Here is a 13939-nt window from a genome sequence, read left to right on the forward strand (position 1 = left end):
GCCTTTCCGCGGCGATGAATTCCCGCCCGTGCAGGCGGAATTCAGCACCGGCCCCGCTTCCGGCGGGTCGCTCGTGAGCGGCGCCCGGCGATGGCGGTGGCGTGCCGATTTGCCGATTCCCTGCGGCACTTCTACGGTCATGGGACAGGGTCCATCACCTTGCGTAAGGGGACGGCCGTGGTCACCGTCAGTGATGCCTTCTACCGAATCCTGCGCCATCACGGGGTGAAGGCGGTCTTCGGCAATCCCGGGTCCAACGAGCTCTCGTTCCTCACCGGACTGCCCGAGGACATCCCCTACTACCTGGCCCTCCAGGAGGGCGCCGCGATCGCGATGGCCGACGGCTTCGCCCAGGCATCGGACACGACCGGCTTCCTCAACCTGCACGCCGCCTCGGGCACCGGCAACGCGATGGGCTGCATGACCAACACGGCGAGCTGCCACACCCCGATGGTCGTCATGGCCGGCCAGCAGCCCCGGCGCTACGTCCCCGTGGGTGCGATGCTCACCAACGTCGGCCCGACCAAGCTCTGCGACCCGCTGGTCAAGTGGTCCGGCGAACCGCCGCGGCCGCAGGACGGCCCGGCACTGGTCTCCAAGGGCCTGATGCTCGCCGGCTCCGCGCCGCGCGGCGTGGTCTACCTGTCCGTACCGCTGGACGACTGGAACGAGCCCGCCGAGGAAGGTGACCTGGCCCAGCTCATGGACCGCGGGGTCGAGGGCAGTCCCGTGGTGGCGCCGCGCGTGCTGGACGCGCTGGCCGGCGTGCTGGACCGCGCCGGGTCGCCGGTGCTCGTCCTCGCCCGGGGGCCGACACCGAGTCCGGCTTCCCCGCGGCGGTCGCGCTGGCCGAACGGGCCCGGCTGCCCGTGTGGGTGGCCCCCAGCCCGCCGCGGGCGCCGTTCCCCACGCGACACGGCTGCTACCAGGGCCAGTTGCCGTCCGCCGTCGGCGCGGTCGCGGAGGTGCTCTCCGGCCACGACGTCGTCCTCTGCTTCGGGGCGCCCGTCTTCCGGTACCACGCCCCCAGCGGCAGCGACTTCCTTCCGCCGGGCATCAGCGTGTACGGGGTCACCGACGACCCGGACGAAGCGGCCCGCGCCCCCTTCGGCCGCCTCGCCGTGGGCGACCCGTCCGACGCGCTGGTGCGTCTGGCCGAGGCGGCCGCACCGGGCGACCGGCCCTGGCCCCCCGAGCGCACCGTCGCGGCGGCGGACACCTCCGGGCCGGCCTTCACCGCCGAGGCGATCCTCGACGCGATCGAGCGCGGCAAGAGCGACGACACCGTGTTCGCCCTCGAGTGGACGTCCGCGGACATGGCGCGCGACCGGCTCACCATCACCCGGCCCACGTCGCTGTTCTACCCTGCCGCCGGCGGCCTGGGCTGGGGCCTGCCCGCCGCCATCGGGCTGCGGCTCGGCCGTCCCGAGCGGCCCGTCGTCGCCCTGATCGGCGACGGGGCCATGCAGTACACCACCTCCGTCCTGTGGACCGCCGCCCGCTACCGGGTGCCGGTCACCTTCGTGGTCTGCAACAACCGCAGGTACGGGGCACTGGAGGAGTTCTCCCGGCTCCTCCACGTCCCGGAGGGCGACTACCTGGACATCGCCGGCATCGGTGTCCTGGACCTCGCCCGTGGCTACGGCCTGGAGGCGCACCGCGCGGAGGACCTCCAGGACCTGACGGACTTCGTGCACCAGGGGCCGACCGCCCAGGTCCCCCGGCTCGTCGAGGTCCACCAGCGCTGAGGGGGCCGCCGGCGTCCCGTCAGGAGCGGGCGACGACCGCCTCCTTCGCGGGCGTGTGCCCGGCCGCGCTCCGACGGGGCACCAGCCATGCGGCGAGGACCGCCCCCAGTCCGGCGAGAGCGAGCGCGCCGAAGCCGTACGTGTACCCGGACTCGGCGGGCAGTCCGCCTTCGCCGACGCGGGCGCCGACGATCCCGCCCATGAGCGCGGCACCCAGGGCGCCGCCGATGGTGCGGAGGTTGGCGTTGACACCGCCCGCCACTCCCGTCTGCTCGGGGCGGACAGCGGCGACGACGACGTTCGACATCGTGGCGACGGCTCCCCCGAAGGCGGTGCCGAGCAGCACCATCGCGACCACCACCTGCCACGTGCGGTCGTGCCGGAAGGCGAGCCCGGCCAGCGCGACCACGTCGAGCACGGCCGCAGCGGTGAGCACCGTGCGCGCGCCGAGCCGCCGTGTCAGCCGCACCGACACCGGACCGGAGACGGACATCGCCACCGTCATCGGCAGCAGGAGCAGCCCGGCGCGGGAGACGCTCGCCCCGAAGCCGTAGCCGCTCTCCGGGGGGCTCTGCAGGAAGGCGGGCATGAAGCCGAGCACGGCGAAGACGCCCGTGCCCAGCAGCAGCGAGACCAGATTGGTGGTCCACACCGCGGGGACGCGCAGCATACGCATGTCGACCAGCGGGCTCGCGGAACGGCTCTCCGTCACGACCCAGGCCGCGCCGAGCGCGACGGCCGCGACCAGGGGGCCGGTCACCCTGCCCGACGACCACCCCCACGCCGAGGCCTGGGTCAGCGGCACGAGCAGCGCGAGCAGCCAGCCGGCCAGGAGCAGGGCGGACCCCCAGCTGACGGACCCGTCGTTCCGGGACGGCGAGGGCGGCACCACGAGCCGTGCCGCCACCGCGGCGAGGGCGGTGAGGACCATCGGGGCCCAGAACAACGCCCGGATGCCCAGGGCGTCGTCGAGCGGTCCGGCCAGGACGACGCCGCTGCCGCCGCCCACCGCGGTCAGTGCCGACGCGAGACCGATCGCGCCGGGGATCCGCTCCCGTGGCAACTCGTCGCGGATGATCCCGAAGGCGAGCGGCAGGACGCTGCCGCCGATGCCCTGGACGGCCCGTCCGGCGATCATCACGGTGATGTCCGTGGCGACGGCCGAGAGCAGCGAGCCCGCGGAGAGCGCGGCGAGTGCCACGACGAGCATCCGGTCCTTGCCGTACCGGTCGCCGAGGCGTCCGACGACGGGTGTGAAGACGGACGCCGACAGGAGGAAGGCGGTGACGACCCAGGTGATGAGCGTCTGTGTGGTGCGCAGTTCCTCCTGCAACCGGGGAAGCACCGGGTTGATCAGCGACTGGAGCAGGGCGAACGCGAAGACGCCCAGCAGGACGACGGCCAGGACGGCGCGCGGGCGCGCGGGACGCGGGGGAACGAGGGGTGGCATGGGGCCTTCTCTGCGAACGGGTGCGGGTTCCGCCGGTCCCGGCGCCCGGGAGGCCGGACGGCACTCGGGTCCCGGAGAAAGATGCCAACCAGATCTTATGTAGACAAGATGATCTGTCAAGCAGACGATATGCGCACCGAGGTGAATTAGGGTGTCCTCGTGACTTCACAGCGCGGCCTCGGTGCGGAGGCCCCGGAGAGCGGACCGTCCGGACTGGACGGCGACTTCGGCTTCGCCATCGGCGCGGTCTTCCGCGCCTACGCGAAGGCGGTCGACGCCGCTGTCGGTGACATCCCCGGCGGGCCCCGCGGCTACTTCGTGCTCGCGGCCGCCGTCTCGGGCGAGGCGGGCAGCCAGAAGTCCCTCGCCGAACGCCTCGGGGTCGACCGGACGGTCATGACCTACCTCCTGGACGACCTGGAGGAGGCAGGTCTGGTGGAGCGCAGGCCCGACCCCGCCGACCGCAGGAGCCGGCACGTGTTCGCCACCGAGCACGGCGCCGAACGCTGGGAGGAGTTGCGCGCCCGGGTCGGCCTGGTCGAGCAGCACCTGCTCGGCGTGCTGCCGGAGGAGTCGCGGGAGGCGTTCCACGGCATGCTGTGCACCCTCGCCCGTCATGTGACCGGGCGCGCCCCGGTGGTCGACCCCTGCCAGGTGGTCGTCGAGTTCGGCATCGCCGAGGAGTCGCCGCGCGCACCGCGCCGCGGACGGCGGCGTCCCGCGAACTGACCGTCAGGGGTGCCGTGGTGGCGCCCCCGCCCTAATGCTTTTGCCGCCGTCGTCCGTTCGGACGGCGGCGGCTTCGCGTACCGCCGTCCTTCCCCTCCACCCTCGCCCCGGGAGAGCCGAGGAATACGTGTGCTCACAGATGTGCTGCAATATATATTATTTGCGAGACAGATAAGCTGTCCGGCAGCACACTAAGAGGGACGAGGTCATGCCCGACCACGGTCACGAGCTCCTGCTCGGCACGTTCATCACCCCGACCGCCCACGACCCCGCGCAGGCCGTGGCCCTGGCCGAACTCACCGAGGCGTCGGGCCTGGACGTGGCGACGTTCCAGGACCACCCCTACAATCCGGACTTCCTGGACACCTACACGCTCATGACCTGGGTCGCGGCGCGGACGAGCCGGCTGCGCGTCTCGGCGAACGTCACGAACCTGCCCCTGCGCCCGCCCGCGATGCTCGCCCGTACGGCGGCGAGCCTGGACCTCCTGTCCGGAGGGCGGTTCGAACTCGGCCTCGGTGCGGGCGCCTTCCCCGACGCCGTGCACGGCATGGGCGGCCGGCGCCTGACGCCGGGCCAGGGGACCGAGGCGCTCGAGGAGGCCCTCGACGTCATCCGCGGTGTGTGGGACGGCGACGCTCCCGGCCCCCTGCGCTTCCAGGGCCGGCACCACACCGTCCCCGGGATGAAGCGCGGCCCGCGCCCCGCCCACGGCATCGGCGTCTGGCTCGGCGCCTACAAGCCGCGGATGCTGCGCCTGACGGGCCGCAAGGCCGACGGATGGCTGCCCACCCTGGAGTACCTGCGGACCCCGGGGATGGCGGAGGCCAACAAGACGATCGACGAGGCCGCGCTCGCGGCCGGCCGCGACCCCGGGGAGATCCGGCGCCTGCTCAACGTCTTCCGGGTGGACTTCTCCCCGGTGCGGCGCGGCCACCTCCAGGGCCCTCCGGCGCAGTGGGTCGAGGAACTCCTCCCGCTCGTCCTGGAGCACGGCTTCTCCGGCTTCTTCATCGGCCGGGACGACCCGCACGTGATCCGCACCTTCGGCGAGGAGGTGGCGCCCGCCCTGCGCGAGGCCGTCGCACGCGAACGGGCCGCCGCGGGCACGGGCACCGCCCCGCGGCGCCCGGCGGTCGCCCTCGCCGCGCGGCACGACACGCTCGACTACGACGCCGTCCCGGAGTCTCTGGCCGGCAAGGTCGTCGAACCCGGCGACCGCGGCTACGAGGACGTGCGCCACACCTACACCCGCACCGGTTCGCCCGCCCTGGTCGTCCGCGCGGAGAGCGCCGACGACGTGGTGGCGGCCCTCGCCTACGCGCGCGGCCAGGAAGTCGCCGTCGCGGTTCGCAGCGGCGGCCACGGCATCAGCGGCCGTTCGACGAACGACGGCGGGGTCGTCATCGACCTCTCCGCGATGAACGCGGTCGAGGTCCTCGACCGGTCCACCGGCCGCGTCCGCATCGGGCCCGGCGCGCGATGGGGGGACGTCGCGCGCGCCCTCGCCCCGTACGGACTGGCCATGAGCTCCGGCGACTACGGCGACGTCGGCGTCGGCGGGCTCGCCACGGCGGGCGGCATCGGCTACCTGGCCCGCAAGTACGGGCTCACCATCGACCACGTCACCGCGGCCGAGATCGTCGTCGCCGACGGCCGCAAGCTCCGCGTCGACGCCGGGCATCACCCCGACCTCTTCTGGGCGATACGCGGCGCGGGCGGCAACTTCGGCGTCGTCACGGCCTTCGAGCTGGAGGCCTACGAGGTCGAGGACGTCGCCTACGCCACGCTCGTCGTCGACGCGACCGACACCGCGGACTTCCTGATGGAATGGGGGCGCCTGGTGGAGGCCGCCCCGCGGGAGATCAGCAGCTTCCTGTCGCTCTTCCCAGGACGGCGCGGCGCGCCGGTGACCGCGCGGATCACCCTGGTGTACGCGGGGGACGACGTCGAGGAGGCGCAGCAGGCCCTCACCCCGTTCCTGGGCACCGGGCCGGTCCTCGACCAGCAGGCCCAACTCGCCCCGTACCACGCGATCGTGGCGCCGCCCGGGAACCGGCACCGCGGGCAGGGCCTGGAGGACACACGCAGCGGACTGCTCGCGCACATGACCCGCGAGGCGGCGGAGACCGTCGAGGCGATGATGAGGTCCGGCGACCTCCTCATCATGCAGTTCCGCTCGATGGGCGGTGCCGTGCACGACGTCCCCGTCGACGCGACGGCCTGGTCGCACCGCACCCAGGAGTTCTCCGTGCTCGCCGCCACCGCGCCGGATCTCGTCCCGCGCATGAACGCCCAGTGGGCCCGCCTGTACCCGCACTTGGACGGGACGTACCTGAGCTTCGAGACGGACACCGACCCGGCCCGCCTCCAGGACGCCTTCCCCGAGCCGGCCCTCACGCGGCTGCGCCGGACCAAGGCCGAGTGGGACCCGGGGAACGTCTTCAACCGCAACTTCCCCATCCCGCCCGCCACGTCCTCCGACGACGACGCGGCCGGGCGGTAGGCCCACGACCGCGTCGTCCGGGCCGCTGCGGGGCGTACGACGCCATCCGGAGCAGGTTCTCCGGTTGGTAGGCTGGGCGTATGGCAGCGACCGAGAGCCCCCGATCCGCAGAACGGGGACTGCGCGCGGACGCCGTGCGCAACCGGCAGCGGATCGTGGCGGCCGCGCGTCAGATCTTCGAAGAGCGGGGTCTGGACGCCCCGTTGGACGAGGTCGCCGAGCGCGCCGGGGTCGGCGCCGGCACGCTCTACCGGCGCTTCCCGACACGCGAGGAGCTGGTCGAGGCCGCTTTCGAGGAAGAGCTGACGCAGGTGGGAGCCATCGCCGAGGAGGCGCTGCTCTGCGAGGACCCGTGGACCGGCTTCACCACCTTCGTCGAGCGGCTGTGCGGGGCCATGGCGGCCGACCGCGGCATCAGCGACCTGCTCGTCCTCAGGCTTCCCAACTCGCGGGTGGCCGCCGGCTCCTGTGAGCGCCAGAACCGCGCCGTGGGCGAACTCGTGCGCCGGGCACAGGAGGCCGGAGCCCTGCGCGAGGACGTCGTTCCGGAGGACGTCCTCCTGTTCCTCATGGCGAACGCGGGCGTCATCGAGGTGACCCGGGGCGCCGCCCCCCACGCGTGGCGGCGCCTGGTGGCGTTCCTGCTGGAGGCGTGCAGGCCGGTCCACACCGGTCCGTTGCCGGCCGCGCCGACCCCGATGCAGACCCAGCGCGCGCTGCTGGGGAACGCGGAGGCCAAGGGCCTGCGGGCGCCGGGCCGCGAGGGCCGCGGCCTCGGCTGACCTACCGTCGGGCCCGTGCGGTGTTAGGTGCGTCACGGCGGAAATAAGTGGAGGGCCAAGTCCGGTTACCTGATCGGAAGACGAAGTCGACGCGCCGCCGTGGCGACGCGGACCCGGCTGATCAGGAGGCCGCCGTGAACCCATCCCCATCCGCGAGAGATGGCTGGACGGCACTGGGGCAGGACGCGGCGCACGTGCTCGACCGGATCCACGCCGTGGCCCCCTGGCCGCTGATGGCGGTGACCTTGCTCTGGCTGTCCCACCGGCAACCCGCGGTCTACGTCCGCGTCGCCGTCGCGCTGCTGCTGTCGAGCGCGGCCGGGCTCGCCCTCTCCGCGTCCATGGGACGCGTGCCGGTGCGCGAGGCGTCCCCCGCCCGCGACTACCTGGCGGACTACTTCGCGCTGCCCGGCGCGGGAGCGGGCTGGTACCTGCTGACGGCGCTCGCGGTCGTCGCCACCGTCCCGGCCGTCTGGGCGCGGATCGCCGTGGCGGCGATCGCCCTGTCCTCGGTCGCGGCGGCGGTGGCGACCGCCGACGACCCGGTGGCGGGCGCCCTGCTGGCCGCGGGCGTGCCGGTGCTCGCCTGGTTCACCGCACGCCACGTGCCGTACCGGCGGGGGGCGCGACGCGCACCCGAAGCGGCGCCGCTGCGGCAGGCGGGCTGACGGCCATGCACCTGGACGGCCTGATCGAGGCGGCCGGTTGGTGGTCGTACGTCGTCGTGTTCGCCGTGACGGCGGGGGAGACCAGCGCGTTCGTCGGCCTGCTGCTCCCCGGGGAGACCGTCATCCTCCTGGCGGCCGCCATCGCGGGCCGGGGGGACCTGGACCCCCTGCTCCTCGCCGCCGCCGTGGTCACCGGCGGCATGGCCGGTGACAGCCTCGGCTTCGCACTGGGCCGGCACTGCGAGCGGCACCCGGGCACGTGGCTGCACCGGATACGGCCCGACAGCCGGATCGGACGCGCCCAGCACTTCCTGCTGCGCCACGGCGGGGCGGCGGTGTTCACCGGCCGGTTCGTCGGTTTCGTCCGTACCTTCCTGCCGTTCGTCGCGGGGGCGTCCGGCATGCCCTTCCGCCGCTTCTTCGCCTACAGCAGCGCCGCGTCGCTGGTCTGGGGCGTCGGCAACGTGCTGCTCGGCTACTTCGCCGGCGCGGCCGCCACGGAACTGCTGCACCGGGCCGGTCTGGTCGCGATCCCCGTGCTCGTCGCCGCGGGTGCGGCCGCGCTGGTCGCCACCCGGCTCCTCGCCCGGCACCGGCGCGGGAGCGCACGGGCCGCGTCGAGGATCGTGGCGTCCGGCGGGCGCGCCCCGCGGACGCCGGAGCAGGACCCCGCGGACACGTACACCTCCGCACGGGAGTCGTGAGCGACCGCTTTCACGGGCTGTCCCGGGGGTGCGACGGGCATCGTGCGGGAGACCGCTGCCCGCCACGTGGGTTCGGTCGGGCTCACGGTCCGGCCAGGGCCCCCGGCGCGAGGCCGGTTGGTAGGCTGCGCCTCCGCGCGGCAACGGGGGGGCTGATGACGGCGGAATCGGGAACCCGGGTGCCTCCGAGCCCCTGGTCCAGGGGGATCGGGTTCGGCATCCTCTACGGCGCGCTGACCTCGGTGGTTTCCGTCGTCGGCATCGGCAGGGCATGGGCCGCGTGCGACGTCGGCGTCAACGCGGGCGCGAACTCGTTGACGCTGCTCTTCCTCGCGCCCCTCATATGGGTCGCGGCGGCGATCCCATGGGTCGTCGTCCTGCACGGCACCCTGGGACGACGCCACCGACGGGCGGCACTGGTCGCGGGTCTTGCCTTCACCGTCTGGTTCACGTGGTTCCTGGTGACGTGGCTCGGCATGCCGGACTCCTACCCGAGCCCCTGGTGCACGGACAACGTCCCGCCGTGGTGGCCGAGTTACCTTCCCGCGTGAGGCGGCCCCCGGCGGACTCCCCGCAGGGGAGACCGGTGCCAGGGGACGGGATACCGCACGCACCGTGATCCCTCTAGGATCCCCGGGTGCCCGAGACAGAGATCGTGACATCCGGTGAGCGCCCCGACCTCCGTGAGCAGGCGAAGGACGCGCTCTGGGGCGGGTGGCCGGAGTTCATCCTGCACGCGCCGTCCTCGGCCGTGTACCGGCGCCGGGCGCTGGCGTACTTCCCGCGGTTCGACGTGCTGCTGCTGGACGGCGGGGAGGTGGTGGCCGGCGGCGCGGGTGTGGCGTTGCGCTGGGACGGGGACGTCGGCACGCTGCCGGAAGGCTACGACGGCGCGATGGCCGCCGCGGTGACCGGGCACGAGGCCTCCGTCGTGCCCGACACCCTCTGCATCATGGTCGCGACCGTGCGTCCGGACCGCCTCGGGGGCGGACTGGCCGGCACGGTGCTGACCGCGCTGCGCGACCGCGCCGTGGACGCCGGACTGCGGCGGGTGATCGCACCGGTGCGGCCGACCCTCAAGGCGCGCTACCCGCTGGCGGCGATGGAGGACTTCGCCGGCTGGGCGCGCCCGGACGGGCTGCACCTGGACCCCTGGATCCGCACCCACCAACGGCTCGGGGCGAGGGTCCTCGCGCCCGCGCCGCGCTCCATGGTGATCCCCGGCACCGTGGCCGAGTGGGAGTCGTGGGCCGGCATGGCCTTCCCGCGGACCGGCGGTTACGTCGTCCCGGGAGCCCTCGACCTCGTGGAGATCGACCGCGAGCGGGACCAGGGCGTCTACGCCGAGTCCAACCTGTGGATGCGGCACCTCTAGCCGCTCCCGGCGGCCGTCTCAGGCGGCGCTGACGAGGTCGTCGCGGCCGAACAGCGGGGCGTAGTCGCACGGCAGCTGGTGGAGGACCCGCGTGGTCAGGTCGCGTCCGGCAAGACGGGCGACCACGGCGAGCACGGTGCAGCTGTCCCAGCGTGCCGTGGCGGTGCTGCCGCCGGTGCGGGCGGCCAGGTCCTCGACGAAGGCGCTGCAGGCGATGGGCAGGATCTCCGGGATCTCTGCGGTGAAGACCAGTGCCGCCTCGACCGGCAGGCACGCGGCCAGGGCGACGCGTTCGTCGCCGATGAGCCGGCGGCCCAGGGCGGCGAGCACTGCCCGCACGGCCTCCTCGGCCCGCTCCCGGGTGGGGTAGACGCCGTCGTACCGCACCCGCTCCAGCATGTGGTCGAACGTCATGGACGCCGTGGGCCGACCCGGTTGGGGCTCGGGGGACATCGGAGGACCTCCGCGGTGGGCGTACCGGCCGGTGGGTCCGGCCGTTCCGCCCGCGTCTACCCCGGAAACCGCGGTGTATGACTGCCGGACCGCCATGAGGACGGTACGGCCCGAAGGCCGTGAAACGGATCAGGGCCTTTTTCCGCCGTATGTCTTGACCTGTGCACTACAAAACCGTACATTCCGCCTGCCTGGCCGCTCCGGACGGGCATCCGTTCGTCGGCTTGGGGGGTTCCGCATGCACTGGTACGTGGACGTGCTCAGGAAGTACGCCGTCTTCGGCGGCCGCGCGCGCCGCACCGAGTACTGGATGTTCGCGCTGTTCAACGTGGTGATCAGCATCGTGCTCGTCCTCGTCGGGCGCGCGATCGACTTCAACTTCCTCCAGTCGATCTACGCGCTCGCGGTGCTGCTGCCCGGGCTCGGCGTCGCCGTCCGCCGCCTGCACGACACCGGGCGGTCCGGGTGGTGGATCCTGATCGCCCTCGTCCCGGTCGTCGGCGCGATCGTCCTGCTGGTGTTCTTCTGCACCGAGGGCCAGCCCTCCGAGAACCAGTACGGCGCGAACCCGAAGTTCGGCAGCGCGCCCGCCTGATCTCCCGCCTGATCTCCGCGTGGTGCGGGGCCCCTTCCGGCCGGGCCGGCCGGAAGGGGCCGCGTGCCGTCCGGGCCGTGCGGTGTCTGAATTCGCCGGTCGGGGGGTGTGGGGGGATGCTGGTGTATATGAGTACGCGCGTTCCTGCGGATTCTGTGCCTCGGGCGGAGTTGCCCGGGTGGTCGCCGATGCTGGCGGTGGCGGGGCCGTTGCCGGGGCCGGGGGCGGAGGCGGAGTACGGTTTCGAGCCGTTGTTCAACGGTGCCCGGGTGCTGGTGTACCTGCCGGGGGACGGTGAGGTGCGGTTGGTGTCGGGGATCGGGCAGGACGTGACGGCGGGGTATCCGGAGTTGTGGGGGTTGCCGGGGTCGTTGCCGCCGGGTCTGGTGGGGGTGCTGGACGGGGAGATCGTGGCGTTGGGGAAGCACGGCGGGGTGTCGGTGGAGCGGTTGCAGCGGCGGATGAGTCTGCGGCATCCGGCGGCGGTGGCGGAGGCGGCCGAGGCGATGCCGGTGCAGTTGGTGGTGTACGACATCCTGCACTTGGGGGAGCCGGTGTTGCATTCGCCGTACACGGCGCGGCGGGCGTTGCTGGATGATCTGGGGGTGTCCGGGCCGCATGTGGTGGTGCCGCCGTACTGGCCGGCGATGGCGAGTGAGGCGTTGCACTACATCCGTCAGGAGGGGTACGACGGTGTGGTGGCGAAGCGGTTGACCAGTACGTACCTTCCGGGTCGCCGCAGCCGTGACTGGATCAAGGTCAAGAACCTCCACGCCGACGACTCCTGACCCCCGGCGGATCCTCCTACCGCCAGGCCGACTTGGCGGCCCGCGGCAACCCGCGTCGGTCGGAGTCGCGTGGAAGCGAGGCGGCATGCTCGAACTGGATCCGCCGTTCCGGCAGGTGCGCAGGCACGACGGCTACCTGCCGCTCGAGGACTTCGGCCTCATCGGTGACGGCAGGACGGCGGCCCTCGTCGGCCTCGACGGCTCCCTCCCGTGGCTGTGCCTGCCCCGGTTCGACGCCGCACCCCTGTTCTGCGGCCTGCTCGACCCCGCCCGCGGCGGGCACTTCACCGTGGCGCCGGAGGAACTGCGCGAGGCCCGCCAGCGCTACGAGCCCGACACCGGCGTCCTCGTCACCGAACTGCGCTGCCCCACCGGCACGGTGCGCGTCACCGACGCGCTGGTGCTGCGCTCCGGCGCCGACCTCACCGACGACGCCCCCGCCGACCGCGGCGAACTCGTCCGCTCGGCCGTCGTCCTCGACGGCCGCGTACGCCTGCGCGTCGACGTCGAACCGCGCGGCGGTGCGCAGGCCCAGGCGCTGTTCAGCGGACTGGAGGTCCGCGTGCCGCGCCGGCCGGACCTGCGGCTGCACCTGCGCTCCAGCCGGCCGCTGGAGTCCCTGCACAGCGCCCATGACCTGCGGCAGGGCGAGCGCCTCGACCTGGTGCTGTCCTGGGGCCGCTTCCACCGGCACCACCGGTTCGACGCCGAGGCGATGGTGGCAGGCACCGCCGACGCCTGGCGGCGCTGGATGACCGACTTCGGCTACGACGGCCCCGAGGAACCCCTGGTCCGCCGGTCCGCGATCACCCTGAAGCTCTGTGACGACTGGACGAACGGCTCCCTCGTCGCGGCGCCCACGTCCTCCCTGCCCGCGCCCGTCGGCGGGATCCGCAACTGGGACTACCGCTACACCTGGATCCGCGACGCCGCCTTCACCGTGTTCGCCATGCGCCGGATCGGCTTCCGCGGCGAGGCGGACGCGTTCCTCGGCTGGGTCCTGGACGCGTTCGAGCACAGCCGGCGGCCCCGCATCATGTACGACGTCGACGGCTGCCCGGTGCCCGGTGAGGCCGAGGACCCCGGGCTGGAGGGCTACCGGCGCTCGGCCCCCGTACGGTGGGGCAACGGAGCCGCCGACCAGCGTCAGCACGACGTCTACGGCGAGGTGCTGGACTGCGCGGACCAGTGGCTGCTCGCCGGCGGCGCCCTCCAGCCCGCGCTGTGGAGCGGCCTGTGCCGGCTCGCGGAGACCGCCGACCGGGCCTGGCGGGAACCCGACCAGGGCATCTGGGAGGTGCGCAGCGAAGGCCGGGTGTTCACCTACTCCGCCGGGATGTGCCAGGTGGCCCTCGACCGGGCGGCATCGATCGGCGAGCGGCTCGGCCTGCCCGGTCGGACCGCGGCGTGGCGGGCCTCCGCGGACGCACTGAGCCGGCTGATCCTCGAGCGCGCGTGGGACGGGGACGTGCACACCCTCGGCCGGTACCTGGACGGCGGCGGTGGACTCGACGCCAGCCTGCTCGCGCTCCCGCTGCGGCAGGTCGTCCCCGTGAGCCATCCGCGGATGGTCGCCACCGCCACGGCGATCGCGGACCGCCTCTCGGCCGGCGGCGGACTGCTCCACCGCTACCTCCACGACGAGTCGCCGGACGGCCTCCCCGGTGACGAGGGGGCCTTCGTCCTGTGCAGCTTCTGGCTCGTCGACAACCTGACCGGCCAGGGCAGGATCGAGGAGGCCGAGGAGCTGTACGCCTCGCTGTGCGGCCGGGCGAGCCCGCTCGGGCTGATGTCGGAGCAGATCGACCCCACGACGGGGGAGTTCGCGGGCAACCACCCGCAGGCGTTCAGCCACATCGGGATCATCGCCAGCGGGGTGAACCTGGCTCGTGCGCGGCGTGCCGCGCGCGTGGAGGTGGGTGCGACGTCGTGATCCGTGGTGCCGGGGTGGTCGCCGGGTCGGTGTCTCCGCGGTGGCACCGCGCCCGCCGCCCCGGGTGCGGTCACCTACCGTGCGGACGGGGTCACAGTCCGAGGGCGACGGCGGTGCGGGTGAGTTCGGCGGTGCTGTAGATGCCGAGCTTGGCGCGGATGCGGCGGAGGTAGGCGTCGACGGTGTGCTTGGACAGTCCCATGTGGCG

The 13939-nt window shown here is 73.4% G+C and carries 14 protein-coding genes and 1 pseudogene; 12 read left to right on the forward strand and 3 right to left on the reverse strand.

Annotated elements, in window-relative coordinates; genetic code table 11:
* Positions 1-90 precede the first annotated feature (90 nt).
* Together PV341_RS20405 and PV341_RS20410 are read left to right on the forward strand one after the other, a co-directional pair.
* Positions 91-441: pseudogene (locus PV341_RS20405) on the forward strand (thiamine pyrophosphate-binding protein); the annotation flags it as partial.
* A 494-nt stretch (positions 442-935) separates the two neighbouring features.
* The gene (locus tag PV341_RS20410; protein WP_500324884.1) at positions 936-1748 is read left to right on the forward strand and encodes a thiamine pyrophosphate-dependent enzyme; all 813 of its coding nucleotides are present in this window, start codon (positions 936-938) and stop codon (positions 1746-1748) included.
* A gap of 19 nt (positions 1749-1767) precedes the next feature.
* Here PV341_RS20410 and PV341_RS20415 read toward each other — a convergent pair whose 3' ends face one another.
* Complete coding sequence (locus PV341_RS20415) at positions 1768-3198, reverse strand: MFS transporter (RefSeq protein ID WP_500358634.1); 1431 nt, start codon at positions 3196-3198, stop codon at positions 1768-1770.
* A 159-nt stretch (positions 3199-3357) separates the two neighbouring features.
* Between PV341_RS20415 and PV341_RS20420 the strand changes: the two genes are divergently transcribed.
* The 7 genes from PV341_RS20420 (at position 3358) to PV341_RS20450 (ending at position 9962) form a co-directional block, all read left to right on the forward strand.
* Positions 3358-3927 (forward strand): MarR family winged helix-turn-helix transcriptional regulator, encoded by a 570-nt coding sequence (locus PV341_RS20420; RefSeq protein WP_500358635.1) that lies wholly within the window; start codon positions 3358-3360, stop codon positions 3925-3927.
* A 208-nt stretch (positions 3928-4135) separates the two neighbouring features.
* Complete coding sequence (locus PV341_RS20425) at positions 4136-6433, forward strand: LLM class flavin-dependent oxidoreductase (RefSeq protein ID WP_500358636.1); 2298 nt, start codon at positions 4136-4138, stop codon at positions 6431-6433.
* An 80-nt stretch (positions 6434-6513) separates the two neighbouring features.
* Positions 6514-7215, forward strand: a complete 702-nt coding sequence (locus PV341_RS20430; protein ID WP_500324892.1) for a TetR/AcrR family transcriptional regulator — start codon at positions 6514-6516, stop codon at positions 7213-7215.
* Between the two features lie 134 nt (positions 7216-7349).
* A complete protein-coding gene (locus tag PV341_RS20435; RefSeq protein WP_500324894.1) occupies positions 7350-7883 on the forward strand; it encodes a hypothetical protein in 534 nt (177 codons plus the stop codon).
* Positions 7884-7888: 5 nt separating this feature from the next.
* A complete protein-coding gene (locus PV341_RS20440) occupies positions 7889-8587 on the forward strand; it encodes a DedA family protein (protein WP_500324896.1) in 699 nt (232 codons plus the stop codon).
* Between the two features lie 179 nt (positions 8588-8766).
* Complete coding sequence (locus PV341_RS20445) at positions 8767-9138, forward strand: hypothetical protein (RefSeq protein WP_500324897.1); 372 nt, start codon at positions 8767-8769, stop codon at positions 9136-9138.
* An 86-nt stretch (positions 9139-9224) separates the two neighbouring features.
* Positions 9225-9962 carry a hypothetical protein gene (locus PV341_RS20450; RefSeq protein ID WP_500324899.1) on the forward strand — a complete coding sequence of 246 codons (738 nt, stop codon included), beginning with the start codon at positions 9225-9227 and terminating at the stop codon, positions 9960-9962.
* Between the two features lie 18 nt (positions 9963-9980).
* Here PV341_RS20450 and PV341_RS20455 read toward each other — a convergent pair whose 3' ends face one another.
* The gene (locus tag PV341_RS20455; RefSeq protein WP_500324901.1) at positions 9981-10376 is read right to left on the reverse strand and encodes a DUF2267 domain-containing protein; all 396 of its coding nucleotides are present in this window, start codon (positions 10374-10376) and stop codon (positions 9981-9983) included.
* Positions 10377-10653: 277 nt separating this feature from the next.
* Here PV341_RS20455 and PV341_RS20460 point away from each other — a divergent pair, with 277 nt between their 5' ends.
* From PV341_RS20460 to PV341_RS20470, 3 genes are all read left to right on the forward strand, one after another.
* Positions 10654-11010 (forward strand): DUF805 domain-containing protein, encoded by a 357-nt coding sequence (locus tag PV341_RS20460; RefSeq protein ID WP_500324903.1) that lies wholly within the window; start codon positions 10654-10656, stop codon positions 11008-11010.
* 188 nt (positions 11011-11198) lie between these two features.
* Positions 11199-11798: an ATP-dependent DNA ligase gene (locus PV341_RS20465; RefSeq protein WP_500358637.1), complete on the forward strand. Its 600-nt coding sequence runs from the start codon at positions 11199-11201 to the stop codon at positions 11796-11798.
* Positions 11799-11883: 85 nt separating this feature from the next.
* Entirely contained in the window at positions 11884-13731 is a 1848-nt protein-coding gene (locus PV341_RS20470) for a glycoside hydrolase family 15 protein (RefSeq protein ID WP_500358638.1), read from the forward strand.
* Between the two features lie 91 nt (positions 13732-13822).
* Here the strand turns inward: PV341_RS20470 and PV341_RS20475 are convergent, their stop codons facing one another.
* The gene (locus PV341_RS20475; RefSeq protein WP_500358639.1) at positions 13823-13933 is read right to left on the reverse strand and encodes a LuxR C-terminal-related transcriptional regulator; all 111 of its coding nucleotides are present in this window, start codon (positions 13931-13933) and stop codon (positions 13823-13825) included.
* Between the last annotated feature and the right edge of the window lie 6 nt (positions 13934-13939).

Source organism: Streptomyces sp. PA03-1a (assembly GCF_033792805.1).
Taxonomy (GTDB): Bacteria; Actinomycetota; Actinomycetes; order Streptomycetales; family Streptomycetaceae; genus Actinacidiphila.